At 69.8% G+C, this 16,778-nt stretch carries 12 protein-coding genes; 9 read left to right on the top strand and 3 right to left on the bottom strand.

Features of this window, described 5'->3' with window-relative positions; translation table 11 throughout:
* Nucleotides 1-96 precede the first annotated feature (96 nt).
* Nucleotides 97-4,053 (bottom strand): type VII secretion protein EccCa, encoded by a 3,957-nt coding sequence (eccCa, locus tag ACFV57_RS12630; RefSeq protein WP_385229445.1) that lies wholly within the window; start codon nucleotides 4,051-4,053, stop codon nucleotides 97-99.
* A gap of 279 nt (nucleotides 4,054-4,332) precedes the next feature.
* Between eccCa and eccD the strand changes: the two genes are divergently transcribed.
* The 6 genes from eccD to ACFV57_RS12660 all read left to right on the top strand — a co-directional run bounded on the left by eccD (nucleotide 4,333) and on the right by ACFV57_RS12660 (nucleotide 11,448).
* Entirely contained in the window at nucleotides 4,333-5,808 is a 1,476-nt protein-coding gene (gene eccD / locus ACFV57_RS12635) for a type VII secretion integral membrane protein EccD (protein ID WP_385229448.1), read from the top strand.
* A 197-nt stretch (nucleotides 5,809-6,005) separates the two neighbouring features.
* The gene (gene rpsO, locus ACFV57_RS12640) at nucleotides 6,006-6,293 is read left to right on the top strand and encodes a 30S ribosomal protein S15 (RefSeq protein WP_003982664.1); all 288 of its coding nucleotides are present in this window, start codon (nucleotides 6,006-6,008) and stop codon (nucleotides 6,291-6,293) included.
* 301 nt (nucleotides 6,294-6,594) lie between these two features.
* Complete coding sequence (locus ACFV57_RS12645; protein WP_360137804.1) at nucleotides 6,595-8,808, top strand: polyribonucleotide nucleotidyltransferase; 2,214 nt, start codon at nucleotides 6,595-6,597, stop codon at nucleotides 8,806-8,808.
* The gene (locus ACFV57_RS12650) at nucleotides 8,805-10,187 is read left to right on the top strand and encodes a M16 family metallopeptidase (RefSeq protein WP_385229451.1); all 1,383 of its coding nucleotides are present in this window, start codon (nucleotides 8,805-8,807) and stop codon (nucleotides 10,185-10,187) included. The genes ACFV57_RS12645 and ACFV57_RS12650 overlap by 4 nt, the downstream gene beginning before the upstream one ends.
* 40 nt (nucleotides 10,188-10,227) lie before the next feature.
* Complete coding sequence (dapB, locus tag ACFV57_RS12655) at nucleotides 10,228-10,980, top strand: 4-hydroxy-tetrahydrodipicolinate reductase (protein ID WP_385229454.1); 753 nt, start codon at nucleotides 10,228-10,230, stop codon at nucleotides 10,978-10,980.
* A gap of 15 nt (nucleotides 10,981-10,995) precedes the next feature.
* Nucleotides 10,996-11,448, top strand: a complete 453-nt coding sequence (locus tag ACFV57_RS12660; RefSeq protein WP_385229457.1) for a hypothetical protein — start codon at nucleotides 10,996-10,998, stop codon at nucleotides 11,446-11,448.
* Nucleotides 11,449-11,542: 94 nt separating this feature from the next.
* Here ACFV57_RS12660 and ACFV57_RS12665 read toward each other — a convergent pair whose 3' ends face one another.
* Together ACFV57_RS12665 and ACFV57_RS12670 are read right to left on the bottom strand one after the other, a co-directional pair.
* Complete coding sequence (locus ACFV57_RS12665; RefSeq protein ID WP_385229460.1) at nucleotides 11,543-12,094, bottom strand: hypothetical protein; 552 nt, start codon at nucleotides 12,092-12,094, stop codon at nucleotides 11,543-11,545.
* Nucleotides 12,095-12,218: 124 nt separating this feature from the next.
* Entirely contained in the window at nucleotides 12,219-12,458 is a 240-nt protein-coding gene (locus tag ACFV57_RS12670; RefSeq protein WP_385229462.1) for a hypothetical protein, read from the bottom strand.
* 235 nt (nucleotides 12,459-12,693) lie between these two features.
* Between ACFV57_RS12670 and thyX the strand changes: the two genes are divergently transcribed.
* From thyX to ACFV57_RS12685, 3 genes are all read left to right on the top strand, one after another.
* On the top strand, nucleotides 12,694-13,452 hold the full coding sequence (gene thyX, locus ACFV57_RS12675; protein ID WP_385229465.1) for an FAD-dependent thymidylate synthase: 759 nt from the start codon (nucleotides 12,694-12,696) through the stop codon (nucleotides 13,450-13,452).
* Nucleotides 13,453-13,688: 236 nt separating this feature from the next.
* A complete protein-coding gene (gene dapA, locus ACFV57_RS12680) occupies nucleotides 13,689-14,588 on the top strand; it encodes a 4-hydroxy-tetrahydrodipicolinate synthase (protein WP_385229468.1) in 900 nt (299 codons plus the stop codon).
* A gap of 113 nt (nucleotides 14,589-14,701) precedes the next feature.
* Nucleotides 14,702-16,387, top strand: a complete 1,686-nt coding sequence (locus tag ACFV57_RS12685; RefSeq protein WP_385229471.1) for a ribonuclease J — start codon at nucleotides 14,702-14,704, stop codon at nucleotides 16,385-16,387.
* Nucleotides 16,388-16,778 lie beyond the last annotated feature (391 nt).

Consider the following 16,778-nt stretch of genomic DNA (forward strand, 5'->3'; position numbering starts at 1 on the left):
GTCCCGCAACGCCGGTGGGGCGCCCCTCCCGAAGGAGAGGCGCCCCACCGCCTTCTCGCTGTCGTCACAGCCGGTACGGCACCGCCGTACCGCCCGTCACCCGCTGTGCGCCGGCAGCCACCCGGTCTGCACCAGCTGCGCGCCACGCTTGCGCGTGATGAAGTGCGCACGCCCCGGCGTCAGGCTGGTCGCCTTGATGTTGCCCATCAGCGGACCCTCGCCCGGGTCGCCCGACAGGATCAGGCCCTGGGCGCCGAGTTCCTTGGTCCGCTGCATCACGGGCTCGAACGAGGACCGTCCCGCCCCCGACGAGCTGCGCGCCAGGATCAGGCGCAGGCCGAGGTCGCGGGCGAACGGCAGGTACTCCAGCAGCGGCTGCAGCGGGTTGCCGCTGCTGGTCGCCACCAGGTCGTAGTCGTCCACGATCACGAACGCGTCCGGCAGGTCGTACCAGCTGCGGTTGCGCAGCTGCTCCGGCGTGACGTCCGGCCCCGGCATCCGGCGGCCCAGCGAACCGGCCAGTCCGGTGATGACCTCCTGGAGCTGCGGCCCCGCGGCACAGTACTTGTACATGTGGCTCTCGGGGATCTCGCCGAGCAGCGCGCGCCGGTAGTCGGAGACCACCATCAGCGCCTTGTCCGACGGGTAGCGCTCCGCGATCTGCTTGGCGATCAGGCGCAGCAGCGAGGACTTGCCGGACTCGCTCTCGCCGTAGATCACCAGCAGCGGGTCGGTCTCGAAGTCGATGAACGCCGGCGACAGCGTCGTCTCGTCGACACCGATCGCGATGCCGTGCTCCGGGTAGTCGCTGCCCTTGGGCAGGTCGCTCGCCGGGAGCAGCGTCGGCAGCATCCGCACCTTCGGGGCGGGCTCGCCCTGCCAGTGCTCCGCGACGGTGGCCACCAGGTGCGCCATGCCGTCGCTGAGGCTCTCCGCCTCCTGCACGCCGTCGATACGGGGCAGCGCCGCCAGGTAGTCCAGCTTCTCGGGGGACAGACCGCGGCCGGGACGGCCCATCGGTACGTTCTCCGCGCGCTTGCGGTCGAACTCCGACTCCATCGGGTCGCCGAGCCGCAGCTCGACGCGGTTCAGGAGCTGGTCGCGCAGTGCCGGGCGTACCTCGGTGTACCGGGAGGCGCCGAGGATCAGGTGGATGCCGAAGCCCAGACCGCGGCTGGCGATGTCCAGTATCACCGGGTCGAGCTGCTCGTAGTCCGTCTTGAAGGTGCCCCAGCCGTCGATGACGAGGAAGACATCGCCCCACTTCTGGTCCGGGAACGCGCCGGCGGCACGCCGCTGGCGGTAGGTCCCCATGGAGTCGACGGAGTTGGCGCGGAAGAACTCCTCGCGCTCGTTGAGGATGCCGACGACCTCGGCGACCGTACGGCGGACCTTCTCCGCGTCCAGCCGGGAGGCGACGCCGCCGACGTGCGGCAGGCCCTCCATGGCCAGCATGCCGCCGCCACCGAAGTCGAGGCAGTAGAACTGCACCTCGGACGGGGTGTGGGTGAGCGCGAAGCCCGCCATGGCGGAGCGGATCAGCGTCGACTTGCCGGACTGCGGACCACCGACGACCAGGCCGTGACCGGCGCCCGCGGAGAAGTCCAGGTACATCACGTCGCGCCGCTGCTCGAACGGCTTGTCCACGAGCGCGACCGGCACGACCAGCTTGCCGAGCGCCGTGTACTCCGGGGCGTGCACGCCCCGCTCGGGCGTGACGGCGAGCGCCGGGAGCAGCTGGTTGACGGTGGGGGACTCGTCCAGCGGCGGCAGCCACACCTGGTGCGCGGGCGGGCCCTGGCCCTGCATCCGCTGGACGATCACGTCCAGGACGGTGTCGGCCAGCGCGTCGTCCTGCTGCTGGGTGAGCGACGGCTCCTCGGCGATGATCTCCTCGACGATCGGCGCCAGCACCGGCGACGCCGTGAACGGCACCGGCATCCGGTTCGTACGGCTGCCACCGCCGCCACCGCCGACGCCCGGCCCGCGGTACGGACCCGAGACGTACGCGGCCTTGAACTGCACCATCGTCTCGGTGTCGTACTTCAGGATGCCGGAGCCCGGCACGTTGGGCAGGTGGTAGGCGTCCGGCACACCGATCGCCGTACGGGACTCGGCCGCGGAGAACGTGCGCAGACCCAGCCGGTAGGACAGGAAGGTGTCCAGGCCGCGCAGCTTGCCCTCTTCGAGGCGCTGCGAGGCGAGCAGCATGTGCACACCCATCGAACGGCCGATCCGGCCGATCTGGATGAACATGTCGATGAAGTCCGGCTTGGCGGTCAGCAGCTCGGAGAACTCGTCGAGCACCATCACCAGCGAGGGCAGCGGGTCCAGCGGGGCGCCGGCGGCGCGCGCCTTCTCGTAGTCGGTGATGTTGGCGTAGTTGCCCGCCGAGCGCAGCAGCTCCTGGCGGCGCTGCAGCTCACCGGTGATCGAGTCGCGCATCCGGTCGATCAGGCTGACGTCGTCGGCCAGGTTGGTGATGACCGCGGCGACGTGCGGCATCTCGGACATGCCGGTGAAGGTGGCGCCGCCCTTGAAGTCCGCGAGGATGAAGTTCAGCGTCTCCGAGGAGTGGGTGACCGCGAGGGCGAGCACCAGGGTGCGCAGTACCTCGGACTTGCCGGAACCGGTCGCGCCGACGCACAGGCCGTGCGGGCCCATGCCCTCCTGGGAGGCCTCCTTGATGTCGAGCATGACGGGCTGGCCGTCCTTGTCGACACCGATGGGCACCCGCAGCCGCTCGTGCAGGGTGCGCGGGCGCCAGGTGCGCGAGACGTCCACCGAACCGGCGTCGCCGATGTTCATCAGGTCCGTGAAGTCCAGGTTGGACAGCAGCGGCTCCTCGCCGTCGGCGCCCGAACCGGCACGCAGCGGCGCGAGCTGACGGGCCAGCGACTCCGCCTCGGAGACCGACAGGGTGTCCACGGTGCCGTTGTAGACCGCGCCGCTCGCCGACTCCAGCACCAGCTTGCCGGGCCGCACCTGGACGGCCAGGCCGCCCCGGATCTCGTCCAGGTCGCCCGGTACGACCTCCAGGATCGTCACGCCCTGCAGGCCCTCGGCCCCGGCGATCACCGAGTCCATCGGCACCTCGCCGGCGTCCAGCACGATCACCACGTGCGGGGTGTCCGTGACGGGCGTGCCCTGCGGGTTGAAGCGGCCGCGGCCCTCCAGCTCGTCGGCGAGCAGCTCCTCGATCTCGCCCAGGTCACCGACGACCAGCCGCCGGGTGCCCGCGCCGTCGGTGGTCTTGTCCTGTACGTGGGGCAGCCACTTGGTCCACTCCCACTCGGCCTGCGCGCCCGGCGCGGCCACCACGGCGACGACCAGGTCCTCCGGCGAGTGCAGGGTGCACAGCTGCGCGAGGATGGCGCGCGCGGACCCGTACACGGTGTCCGGGTCGCCCGAGACCGTCAGGTGGTAGAAGGCGCGCAGCGATACGGCGAGGGGCAGCGAGTCCAGGTGGCCGTGCTTGTCGAGGAACTCCTTCATCGCGTGCGCGGTGAGCGGTTCCAACTCGTCGACCGGCGCGGTCTCCGGTGCCTTCAACGGCGTGGACAGCTGCTGCGGCCCGAGCCCCATGCGTACCTGTGCGAAGTCCGGGTCGGATGCCCGGCGTTCCCATACCCGTTTACCTTCGGCGACGATCGACCACAATTGGCCGGGATCGGGATGGGTGAAAAGCTGCGCGTCCCGCTGTTTGCGCGCGGTACGCCGTACTTCCTTTCGCTTCTGCGCCAGGTATTTGAGGTAATCCTGACGCTCCTGGAGCATTTGCCCGGAAGGCCCTTGGCGGGCCTTGACGATCTGGACAATAGCCATCGCGAGGGTGGAAACCACCATCACGCCGCCCATGATCTTCATGAACGGCTGGGTACCCATGAACAGGAAACCCGCCGAACCCGCCATGCCCATCATCGGCATGAGGTTCATCAGCATGTTGTCCTCGCCTTCGCGAGGCAGCTCCGGCGGAGCTTCGAGCGTCAACTCCTCACCGGGGATTTCGGGTGGAAGCGCGCGGGGCGGGCGCTTGACGATGACAACGCTCACCGAGGCATCAGTCCTTCATGCATCTCGCAGTCTCGGACCGCCCCCGTTGGTTCGACGGTCCCCCGGACCAAGTCCATGGCCCGACGCAGGCGTTGATCCTACTGTTAAGAGTCAAGTGCCGGGGCGGGTGGGGCGGCGGCCTAATTGGGGGGTACGCTGACGCCTCGCGAGCGCGCCCAAGGCCCCGTAACGACGTCCCTAATAAAGGCACGGTGACGGCGCCCCTATATATAAGGCACGCACGCGACAAACTGCCCAACGGATAGGGGGAACCGCCAGGTGAGCACGACTACAGGCACCGGCTTCTGCCGGGTCACAGTCGCCGCGCCGGACGCACGGATCGACGTGGCACTGCCGGAGGATGTCGCACTCGTCGATATTTATCCGGAGATCCTGCGCCTCTCCGGCCAGTCCCAGGCGGAGGGCGCCCCCACCGGTTACCACCTGGTGCGCCGTGACGGCACGGTGCTGGACGCGGGCCAGTCCCTCGCACAGCAGCGCATCCTCGACGGCGACCTGCTCCTGCTGCGGCCGTTCGCCGAGTCGTTGCCGCTGCCGGTCTTCGACGACGTCTCGGACGCCGTCGCCTCCGCGGTCAAGCGCAACCGCAACCGCTGGAGCGACGACCTCATGAACATCGTCGGCCTCACCGCCGGCGTGCTGCTCCTGGTCATGATGGCGTTCGCCCTGTGGTTCTCGAACCCGGCCGACCGCGACATGCACCGCCTGCCCGGCATCATCGCCGGCGTCACCGGCATCGTCCTGGTCGCCCTGTCCGGCGTACGGGCCCGGGTCTACGACGACCACGCCTCGTCCATCGCCCTGGGCCTGGCCTCGCTGCCGCACCTGCTGATCGCCGGCTCCGGGATCATGCCGGTGACCGACGGCGAGGGCCCCGGCCGCCTGCAGTTCCTGGTCGGCTGCGTGACCGTGCTGATCGCCTCCGTACTTCTGGTGGTGCTGCTGCCGCGCGGCGACGCGCCCTTCGTGGCCGCCGCCTTCCTGGCCAGCATCGGCACCCTCGCGGTCTTCGCCTCCATCCTCACCGAGGCCGAACCGCGCGAGGTCGCCGCGGTCACCGCCCTCGTCGCCATCGCTGTCGTCGCCTGGCTGCCCGGCCTGTCCTCGCGCTTCGCCCGGCTGCCCATCGGCTACAAGTCGCCCGACCAGATCGCCGCCGGCCCGCACAACGAGGGCGACCAGGCCGCCGCCACCGAGTCGGTCGACTTCGTCAAGATCGGCAACCAGGCCAAGCGCGGCCACGAGCTGCTGCTCGGCCTGGTCGCGGGCTGCTCCGCCCTGGTCGTCGGCGCCGCCGGCGTCGTACTCGGCTTCTCCGACAACAGCTGGGCGCAGCTGCTGGCCCTGGCCGCGGGCATCACGATCATGCTGCGGGCCCGGCTCTTCGACTACACCGCGCAGGTCGCCTGCCTGACGATCGCCGGCATCCTGACGATCGTGCTGCTCATCCTGGGCATCGCGCTGCACCCGCCGCTGGACATCCTCACCGACCTCGCGCGCTTCGGCGACTCCGGCCCGCTCAACATCCGTACGGTCTGGTTCTCCAGCAGCATCGCGGCCGGCGCGGCCGTCCTGGTGGGGGTGGGCCTGATCGTCCCGCGCAAGGGGGTCACCCCCTTCTGGGGGCGCGTCTTCGATATCTTCGACGGTGTCGTCCTGCTGTCGCTGGTGCCGCTGTGCCTGGCGGTGCTGGATGTGTACGGCACCGTGCGCGGCCTCACCAGCTCCTCCTAGGGGCCGTAAAAAACTCCTCGTACGGATGACCCGCGCACGCGGCGGGGTCACTCGTCCGCACGGCCCTCCGACCGCCCGGTCGGGGGGCCGCTTGCAGCTGGTATCCTGGGTGACGGCCTTCGGCGAGTCATCCAAGATCCCCTGTGAAGCAAATCCAGGGGCGCTCGCGGGCCCGATGGATTCCCCAAGGAGTACGCGTGTCGCTCGACGCCGCCACGAAGAAGCAGATCATGGCCGAGTTCGCCACCAAGGAGGGCGACACCGGCTCCCCCGAGGTCCAGGTCGCGATGCTCTCGCGCCGTATCTCGGACCTGACCGAGCACCTCAAGGTCCACAAGCACGACCACCACTCCCGCCGTGGTCTGCTGCTGCTCGTCGGCCAGCGCCGCCGCCTGCTGCAGTACCTGGCGAAGAAGGACATCACGCGCTTCCGTGCGCTGGTCGAGCGCCTGGGCATCCGCCGCGGCGCGGCGGGCGCCAAGTAAGACGTCGTGAAGGGAGCGGTTCCCACACCCGGGGACCGCTCCCTTTGCCGTATGCACCGGACGCCCGGTCCACTGCCCGGTGGACCGGAGCTTTGTAGTCTGGTCCCATAACGCCATAGCGAACGAGGTGGAGCGCCTTTCAGCCGCCGGTCCTCGGTAGTGGCCTCCGGACGGCGCGCGGACGACCCGCGCGACCCCGTATCCGGGTGCTTCGATCGAAGACCGGCCCGCAATCCCGGCGCTCCACCGACGAAGGTCCACCGCCACACGGGCGGTGGACGCAGACGAGGAGATATCCCTGGTGGAGAACGAGACCCACTACGCCGAGGCCGTCATCGACAACGGCTCCTTCGGCACCCGCACCATCCGCTTCGAGACGGGCCGCCTGGCCAAGCAGGCCGCCGGCTCCGCCGTCGCGTACCTGGACGACGACACCATGGTGCTGTCGGCCACCAGCGCGTCCAAGACGCCCAAGGACCAGCTCGACTTCTTCCCCCTGACGGTGGACGTCGAAGAGCGCATGTACGCGGCCGGCAAGATCCCCGGCTCCTTCTTCCGCCGTGAGGGCCGGCCCTCCGAGGACGCGATCCTCACCTGCCGCCTGATCGACCGGCCGCTGCGCCCCTCCTTCAAGAAGGGCCTGCGCAACGAGATCCAGATCGTCGAGACGATCATGGCGCTCAACCCCGACCACCTGTACGACGTGGTCGCCATCAACGCCGCCTCCTGCTCCACGCAGCTGGCCGGCCTGCCCTTCTCCGGCCCGATCGGCGGCACCCGTGTCGCGCTGATCAACGGCCAGTGGGTCGCCTTCCCGACCCACACCGAGCTGGAGAACGCGGTCTTCGACATGGTCGTGGCCGGCCGTGTCCTCCCGGACGGCGACGTCGCGATCATGATGGTCGAGGCCGAGGCCACCGAGAAGACCATCCAGCTGGTCAAGGACGGCGCCGAGGCCCCCACCGAGGAGGTCGTCGCCGCCGGTCTGGAGGCCGCGAAGCCCTTCATCAAGGTGCTGTGCAAGGCCCAGTCGGACCTGGCCGCCAAGGCCGCGAAGCCGGTCGGCGACTTCCCGGTCTTCCTCGACTTCCAGGACGACGTCCTGGAGGCGCTGACCGCCGCCGTCAAGGGCGAGCTGGCCCAGGCGCTGACCATCGCGGGCAAGCAGGACCGCGAGGCCGAGCTGGACCGCGTCAAGGCCGTGGCCGCCGAGAAGCTGCTCCCGCAGTTCGAGGGCCGCGAGAAGGAGATCTCCGCCGCCTACCGCGCGCTGACCAAGTCCCTCGTGCGCGAGCGCGTCATCAAGGACAAGGTCCGCATCGACGGCCGTGGCGTCACGGACATCCGTACGCTCGCCGCCGAGGTCGAGGCGATCCCGCGGGTGCACGGCTCGGCGCTGTTCGAGCGTGGCGAGACCCAGATCCTGGGCGTCACCACCCTGAACATGCTCCGCATGGAGCAGCAGCTGGACACCCTCTCCCCGGTGACCCGCAAGCGCTACATGCACAACTACAACTTCCCGCCGTACTCGGTCGGCGAGACCGGCCGCGTGGGCTCGCCCAAGCGCCGCGAGATCGGCCACGGCGCGCTCGCCGAGCGCGCCATCGTGCCGGTGCTGCCGACGCGCGAGGAGTTCCCGTACGCCATCCGCCAGGTCTCCGAGGCGCTGGGCTCCAACGGCTCGACCTCGATGGGCTCGGTCTGCGCCTCGACCATGTCGCTGCTGAACGCCGGTGTGCCGCTCAAGGCCCCGGTCGCCGGTATCGCCATGGGCCTGATCTCCCAGGAGATCGACGGCAAGACGCACTACGTCGCCCTCACCGACATCCTCGGTGCGGAGGACGCGTTCGGCGACATGGACTTCAAGGTCGCCGGTACGAAGCAGTTCGTCACCGCCCTGCAGCTGGACACCAAGCTGGACGGCATCCCGGCGTCCGTGCTGGCCGCGGCCCTCAAGCAGGCCCGCGACGCCCGGCTGCACATCCTCGACGTGATGAACGAGGCGATCGACGTTCCGGACGAGATGTCCCCGAACGCGCCGCGCATCATCACCGTCAAGATCCCGGTGGACAAGATCGGTGAGGTCATCGGCCCCAAGGGCAAGATGATCAACCAGATCCAGGAGGACACCGGCGCCGACATCACGATCGAGGACGACGGCACCATCTACATCGGTGCCGCCGACGGCCCGGCCGCCGAGGCCGCCCGCGCCACGATCAACGGCATCGCCAACCCGACCATGCCGGAGGTCGGCGAGCGCTACCTGGGCACGGTCGTCAAGACCACCACCTTCGGTGCGTTCGTCTCCCTGCTCCCGGGCAAGGACGGTCTGCTGCACATCTCGCAGATCCGCAAGCTGGCCGGCGGCAAGCGCGTCGAGAACGTCGAGGACGTGCTTGCCGTGGGCGCCAAGGTCCAGGTGGAGATCGCCGAGATCGACCAGCGCGGCAAGCTGTCGCTGGCCCCGGTCATCGAGGGCGAAGACGACGAGGCGAAGGACGACGCCGCCAAGTGACGTCCCGTAGCTCACGGACGACGGCCCGCACCTCTTCGGAGGGGCGGGCCGTCGCCCGTACCCAAACGCTCCTCAAGGGCACCGAAGGCGGCGCCGGCACCGTCCGCAAGACGGTCCTGCCCGGCGGCCTGCGCGTGGTCACCGAGACCCTGCCGTCCGTACGCTCCGTGACCTTCGGTATCTGGGCGAACGTCGGCTCCCGCGACGAGACCCCTTCGCTGAACGGCGCCACCCACTACCTGGAGCACCTGCTCTTCAAGGGCACCAGGAAGCGCAGCGCGCTGGACATCTCCGCCGCCATCGACGAGGTCGGCGGCGAGATGAACGCGTTCACGGCGAAGGAGTACACCTGCTACTACGCGCGGGTGCTGGACACCGACCTGCCGCTCGCCATCGACGTGGTCTGCGACATGCTGACCGGCTCGCTCATCGAGCCCGCCGACGTCGACGCCGAGCGCGGCGTGATCCTCGAAGAGATCGCCATGACCGAGGACGACCCGGGCGACTGCGTGCACGACCTGTTCGCGCACACCATGCTCGGCGACACCCCCCTCGGCCGCCCGGTCCTCGGCTCCGTCGACACGGTCAACGACCTCACTCCCGAGCGCATCCGCCGCTTCTACAAGAAGCACTACGACCCCACCCGCCTGGTCGTCGCCGCCGCCGGCAACGTCGACCACGCCAAGGTCGTCCGCATGGTGCGCGCCGCCTTCGAGAAGGCCGGCGCCCTCGACCGCACGGACGCCACCCCGATGGCCCCGCGCGACGGCTCCCGGGCCATCCGCACGGCCGGCCGCGTCGAACTGCTCAACCGCAAGGCGGAGCAGGCCCACGTGATCCTGGGCGTGCCGGGCCTGGCCCGTACCGACGACCGGCGCTGGGCCATGGGCGTGCTGAACACGGCCCTGGGCGGCGGCATGAGCTCCCGCCTCTTCCAGGAGGTACGGGAGAAGCGCGGCCTGGCCTACAGCGTGTACTCGTACACCTCCGGCTACGCCGACTGCGGCCTGTTCGGCGTGTACGCGGGCTGCCGCCCGAACCAGGTCGACGACGTCCTGAAGATCTGCCGCGACCAGCTCGACCAGGTGGCGGCCGAAGGACTGACCGACGACGAGATCCGCCGCGCGATCGGGCAGCTGCGCGGTTCGACGGTGCTCGGCCTGGAGGACACCGGCGCGCTGATGAACCGCATCGGCAAGAGCGAGCTGTGCTGGGGCGCCCAGATGTCGGTCGACGACATGCTCGCCCGGATAGCGGCGGTCACCCCGGACGAGGTCCGGGAGCTGGCCCGCGATGTACTGGGACAGCGGCCCTCGCTGTCCGTCATCGGCCCGCTGAAGGAACGGCAGGCGGCCCGGCTGCACGACGCGGTCGCCTGACCTGCCTGTCAGGGCAACGAGGAAGAGAGAGCGGGAAACGATGAGCAAGCTGCGCGTGGCCGTACTCGGCGCCAAGGGGCGCATCGGCTCCGAGGCCGTACGGGCCGTCGAGGCCGCCGAGGACATGGAACTGGTCGCGGCCCTGGGGCGGGGCGACAAGCTGGAGACGCTGACCGAGGCCGGTGCCCAGGTCGCGGTCGAGCTGACCCACCCCGACGCGGTCATGGAGAACCTGGAGTTCTGCGTCGGCAACGGCATCCACGGCGTCGTCGGCACCACCGGCTGGACCGACGAGCGCCTCGCGCAGCTGCGCACCCGGCTGGACGCGTCGCCCCGTACGGGCGTGCTCATCGCCCCGAACTTCTCCATCGGCGCGGTGCTGACCATGCGGTTCGCGCGGCAGGCGGCCCGGTTCTTCGAGTCGGCCGAGGTCATCGAGCTGCACCACCCGAACAAGGCCGACGCGCCCTCGGGCACCGCGGCCCGCACGGCCAAGCTGATCGCCGAGGCCCGCGCCGCCGCCGACTGCCCGCCGCAGCCGGACGCCACGAGCAGCGCGCTGGACGGCGCCCGCGGCGCGGACGTGGACGGCATCCCCGTCCACTCCGTACGGCTGCGCGGCCTCCTGGCCCACCAGGAGGTGCTGCTCGGCGGGGTGGGGGAGACCCTCACCATCCGCCACGACTCGCTCCACCACAGCAGCTTCATGCCGGGCATCCTGCTCGGCGCGCGCCGCGTGGTGGCCACTCCCGGCCTGACCGTGGGCCTGGAGAACTTCCTCGACCTGGACTGACGGGCAGAACCGACCGTGCGTGCAAAGATCACCTACTGCGTCCTCGCGGCGATCCTGGTCGTCTACTTCGTCCTCGTCGGCAGCCGCGGCCTCCTGCTCATCGAGCAGGGCACCGTGCTGACCGTCGCGTTCGGCGTCGCCGTCCTGATCCTGCCGTTCATCGGACTGTGGTTCCTCTGGCACACCACCCAGTTCGCGCGCAAGGCCGGCCGCCTGGCGCGCGAACTGGAGGCCGAGGGCGGGCTGCCGGTCGACGAACTGAAGCGCACCCCGGGCGGCCGTATCGACCGGGACTCCGCCGACGAGGTCTTCGACCGGCGGCGCGCCGAGACCGAGCAGGCGCCGGGGGACTGGCGCGCCTGGTTCCGGCTGGCGGTCGCCTACCACGACGCCCGGGACACCCCGCGCGCCCGTAAGGCGATGCAGCGCGCCATCGCCCTCCATGAGGGCAAGCCCGTACAGGCCTGAACGTCCGAGCCGTACGGGCCCGAACTTCCAGCCGTACGGGTGCGACCAGCCCAGCGGGACCGGCCCTATCGGGGAAACCGGTCCCGTTCGGGCGTTACCGCCGGTATTCCGCCGCCCAGGCCTCCAGTACGTCCGCGGCCCGCTCGAACGCCTCGGGGCGGGTGAGGAAGTCCCCGTTGTGGTCCGTGACGAGGGTGCGCAGCGCGGCGCCGCCCTGCCGCTCGACGACCAGCGCCTGCCCCTGCACCGTCCGCGGCAGACCCAGCCAGCGCACCGGCCGCTGGACCGTACGGACGGCGGCGACCTCGCTCCAGGGCAGCGTCGTCGTCCGCAGCAGCTCCACCTGGCGCAGGCCGTGGGCGCTCACCCACATGCCGACCCGCAGGAAACGCAGCGCGAGCGCGATGATCACCACTGCGACACCGGCACAGACGGCGGCGGCGGGCAGCGCGCCCGCGGCGACGATGATCACCGCGGACAGCAGGACGAACGAGGCCAGCAGCAGAAACACGGCGGCCGCCCCCACGCGTCCGGGGCCCGGACGGTAGGGACGGCGCCAGTGGTCGGCCCCGGCATGGGGCAGCGGAACGGATTCGGCGGCCTGGTCGTCGAGATCGCGGTCGGCCGTCAGGAAGGTCAGGGGCACGCGAATCCTCACTCCAGGCACGCAGACGAAGGCTGTGACCGGTGAGGTTATCGGGACTTACGGGCCGGAACCACTTCGTGCCGGGCGGCACGCGCGGCGATCGCGCGCCTGCCGCCCGGGCGGGTCAGCGGCCGTGTGCCGCCTCGGACTGATGCGTGCCGACGCCACCGGTCTCCTGCTGGAGCGCCGGCACACCGAACAGCAGGGCGCCGGCCAGACCGCCGACGACCGTCAGGCCGATCAGGGACCGGCCCGCGAGCTGGGCACGACTGACGCGTTCTCGGGGCGGGGGCGCGACATTGCTGCGGAACCGGTCTGCCTCGGCGACAAAGGCGAACGGCACGGGCTCTCGCCGGCGGAACATGAGCGGGCTCTCCTTGGAACCTCGAAGTGGGCACTGTCACAGGGTTAGACGTCTGCCGCGTCCGTTTGGTGCCCGTTTTCTGCAAGTTCTGTGAAAAACATCAACCACAGGCCGAGCCGGGCGCAACAGAGTCCGTTTTTGTACGGTACGCGGTATCCCGCCGTATATCCGGGACTGTCAGTGGCGGGCCGTAGGGTGGGACCCGCCACGTGGAATGAACGGAAGGAACCGCCCGGTGTCCCCTACCCCAGCCGAGAGCGTCGAAAGCTCCGAAAGCACAGCCCCCAGCTTCCGCAGCGAGGTGACGGTCGAGCTGGTCAAGCACAGCGCCGCGGACAGTGACGTGCTGTGGGCGGCCCGTGTCTCCACCGCCGGCGAGCAGTCGCTGGAGGAGCTGCAGAAGGACCCGGAGCGCTCCAAGGGCCTGATCAACTACCTGATGCGGGACCGGCACGGCAGCCCCTTCGAGCACAACTCGATGACCTTCTTCATCAGCGCGCCGATCTTCGTCTTCCGCGAGTTCATGCGGCACCGCGTCGGCTGGTCCTACAACGAGGAGTCCGGCCGCTACCGGCAGCTGGAGCCGGTCTTCTACGTCCCCTCCGAGTCCCGCAAGCTGGTCCAGCAGGGCCGTCCTGGCAAGTACGAGTTCGTCGCGGGCACCCCCGAGCAGCACGAGCTGACCGGCAAGGTCATGGCGGACTCCTACCGCCGGGCGTACGAGGCGTACCAGGAGATGCTGGCCGCCGGCGTCGCCCGCGAGGTCGCCCGCGCGGTCCTGCCGGTCGGCCTGTTCTCCTCCATGTACGCGACCTGCAACGCCCGTTCGCTGATGCACTTCCTCGGCCTGCGCACGCAGCACGAGCTCGCGGCCGTGCCGTCCTTCCCGCAGCGCGAGATCGAGATGGTCGGCGAGCGGATGGAGGCCGAGTGGGCCAAGCTCATGCCCCTCACCTACGCCGCCTTCAACGCCAACGGCCGTATCGCCCCGTAAGGCACCGGGCCCGGGGGCGGCCCGCCGGACCGGTGTGCCGACCGGCCGCCGTCCTCCGGAGCCGCCCCGGACCGTACAGACGTGCCAAGTGTCCGTATTGCGGCATTTTGAGAAGTTCATCTACGCTGAAGAAACGGACCCGGCACTGCTTGAACCCCCGAGCAAGCAGTGCCGGAGTCCACATCCCGGCTCCCCAGGGGCGCGACCCGAGGTGAGCTACGAGTAGCGTGGGACCCATGGCTCCGACTTCCACACCGCAGACCCCCTTCGGGCGGGTGCTGACCGCCATGGTCACGCCGTTCACGGCGGATGGCGCTCTCGACCTCGACGGCGCGCAGCGACTCGCCGCGCACCTGGTGGACTCCGGCAACGACGGTCTCATCGTCAACGGCACCACCGGTGAGTCACCGACCACCAGCGATGCGGAGAAAGCCCAGCTGGTACGGGCCGTGGTGGACGCGGTCGGAGACCGGGCCTTCGTCGTCGCCGGAGCCGGAACCAACGACACCGACCACAGCCTGCAGCTGGCCCGCGCCGCGCGCGACGCCGGCGCCCACGGCCTGCTCGCCGTGACCCCGTATTACAGCAAGCCCCCGCAGGAAGGTCTCTTCCGGCACTTCACCGCCATCGCGGACGCCACCGACCTGCCGGTCATGCTCTACGACATCCCCGGCCGCAGCGGCGTCCCGATCAACACCGAGACGATGGTGCGCCTGGCGGAGCACCCGCGCATCGTCGCCAACAAGGACGCCAAGGGCGACCTCGGCCGCGCCAGCTGGGCCATCGCCCGCTCGAACCTCGCGTGGTACAGCGGCGACGACATGCTCAACCTCCCGCTGCTGTCCGTCGGCGCCGTCGGCTTCGTCTCCGTCGTCGGCCACGTCGTCACGCCGGAGCTGCGCGCCCTGCTCGACGCCCATCTGCACGGCGACGTCACCAAGGCCACCGAGATCCACCAGAAGCTGCTGCCGGTCTTCACCGGCATGTTCCGCACCCAGGGCGTCATCACGACCAAGGCTGCCCTCGGCCTCCAGGGCCTGCCCGCCGGGCCGCTGCGCCTGCCGCTGGTGGAACTGTCCGCGGAGGAGACGGAGCAGCTCAAGCGCGATCTCGCCGCCGGCGGGGTACAGCTGTAACCACAGACTTCACAACTGAACATGGAAAACAACCGCCAAACCGCAAGTGCACGAATGTCATGCGCGCCACGTGTGCCCCAGGGCGACGTGGCGCGTGTGGTGAGGAGAGTCTTTTGAGTCATCCGCATCCTGAGCTCGGCGCGCCGCCGAAGCTCCCCAAGGGTGGCCTGCGCGTCACCCCCCTCGGCGGCCTGGGTGAGATCGGCCGCAACATGACCGTCTTCGAGTACGGCGGCCGACTGCTGATCGTCGACTGCGGAGTGCTTTTCCCCGAGGAGGAGCAGCCCGGAATCGACCTGATCCTGCCGGACTTCTCGTCCATCAGGGACCGCCTCGACGACATCGACGGCATCGTCCTCACGCACGGCCACGAGGACCACATCGGCGGTGTCCCCTACCTCCTGCGGGAGAAGCCGGACATTCCGCTGATCGGCTCCAAGCTGACCCTCGCGCTCATCGAGGCCAAGCTCCAGGAGCACCGCATCCGGCCGTACACGCTGGAGGTCAAGGAAGGCGACACGGAGGGCATCGGCCCCTTCGACTGCGAGTTCGTCGCGGTCAACCACTCCATCCCGGACGCCCTCGCGGTCGCCATCCGCACCCCCGCGGGCATGGTCGTGCACACCGGCGACTTCAAGATGGACCAGCTCCCGCTGGACCGGCGCCTGACCGACCTGCCGAAGTTCGCGAAGCTCGGCGAGGAGGGCATCGACCTCCTCCTGTCCGACTCCACGAACGCCGAGGTCCCGGGCTTCGTCCCGCCCGAGCGCGACATCTCCAATGTGCTGCGCACGGTCTTCGCGAGCGCCCAGAAGCGCATCATCGTCGCCAGCTTCGCCAGCCATGTGCACCGCATCCAGCAGATCCTGGACGCGGCACACGAGTACGGCCGCAGGGTCGCCTTCGTCGGCCGCTCGATGGTCCGCAACATGGGCATCGCCCGCGAACTGGGCTACCTGAAGGTGCCGGCCGGGCTGGTCGTGGACGTCAAGACCCTCGACGACCTGCCGGACGACGAGGTCGTCCTGGTCTGCACGGGTTCCCAGGGCGAGCCGATGGCCGCGCTGTCCCGCATGGCCAACCGGGACCACCAGATCCGCATCGTCCCGGGCGACACGGTGATCCTGGCGTCGTCGCTGATCCCCGGCAACGAGAACGCGGTGTACCGCGTCATCAACGGCCTGACCCGCTGGGGCGCCAACGTCGTCCACAAGGGCAACGCCAAGGTGCACGTCTCGGGCCACGCCTCGGCCGGCGAGCTGCTGTACTTCTACAACATCTGCAAGCCGAAGAACCTGATGCCGGTGCACGGCGAATGGCGCCATCTGCGCGCCAACGCCGAGCTGGGCGCCCTGACCGGGGTGCCCAAGGACCGGATCGTCATCGCCGAGGACGGCGTGGTCGTCGACCTGGTCGGCGGCGTCGCCAAGATCGTCGGCAAGGTTCACGCGGGGTATGTGTACGTCGACGGCCTCTCGGTCGGCGATGTCACCGAGTCCTCCCTGAAGGACCGCCGCATCCTCGGCGACGAGGGCATCATCTCGGTGTTCCTGGTCGTGGACGCCAGTACGGGCAAGATCGCCGGCGGCCCGCACATCCAGGCCCGCGGTTCCGGCATCGACGACGCGGACTTCGCCGCCGTACTGCCCAAGATCGACGAGGTGCTGGCCAAGGCCGCCCAGGACGGCGTCGCCGAGCCCCACCAGCTCCAGCAGCAGGTCCGCCGCGTCATCGGCAAGTGGGTGTCCGACAACTTCCGCCGGCGCCCGATGATCCTCCCGGTCGTCGTCGAGGTCTGACCCTCCGGGCACGCGTACACAGGTACGAGGAGCGGGGCAACCGGATTTGCATCCGGGCGCCCCGCTCCAGTACGTTTACGGCTCCGCCTGACGGGGAACCCGGGTACGCCTGCGCGTCCCGCGGCCGACCCGGAAGCGGCGGAATTCCGACCGGAGCAATCTGATAAAGTCGGAACAGCCGAAAGGCAAAACCCCTCCGACGAAAATCGGAAACGAATTCAGACCGGCAACGGGCTGAAAATCGGATCTGCTAGAGTCGGAAAGGTCGGAAAGCGAAAGCCGGACGGCCGCCCCGCTCCAGCAGGGGCCGGATACGGAAAGCGGAAACGCCGAACGGATCTGGTAAGGTTGGAACCGCGCAGAAGCCGAAAGGCCGAAACGCACCGGCGGA

Origin of the sequence: Streptomyces sp. NPDC059788, from assembly GCF_042732265.1 — a bacterium.
Classification (GTDB): Bacteria; Actinomycetota; Actinomycetes; order Streptomycetales; family Streptomycetaceae; genus Streptomyces.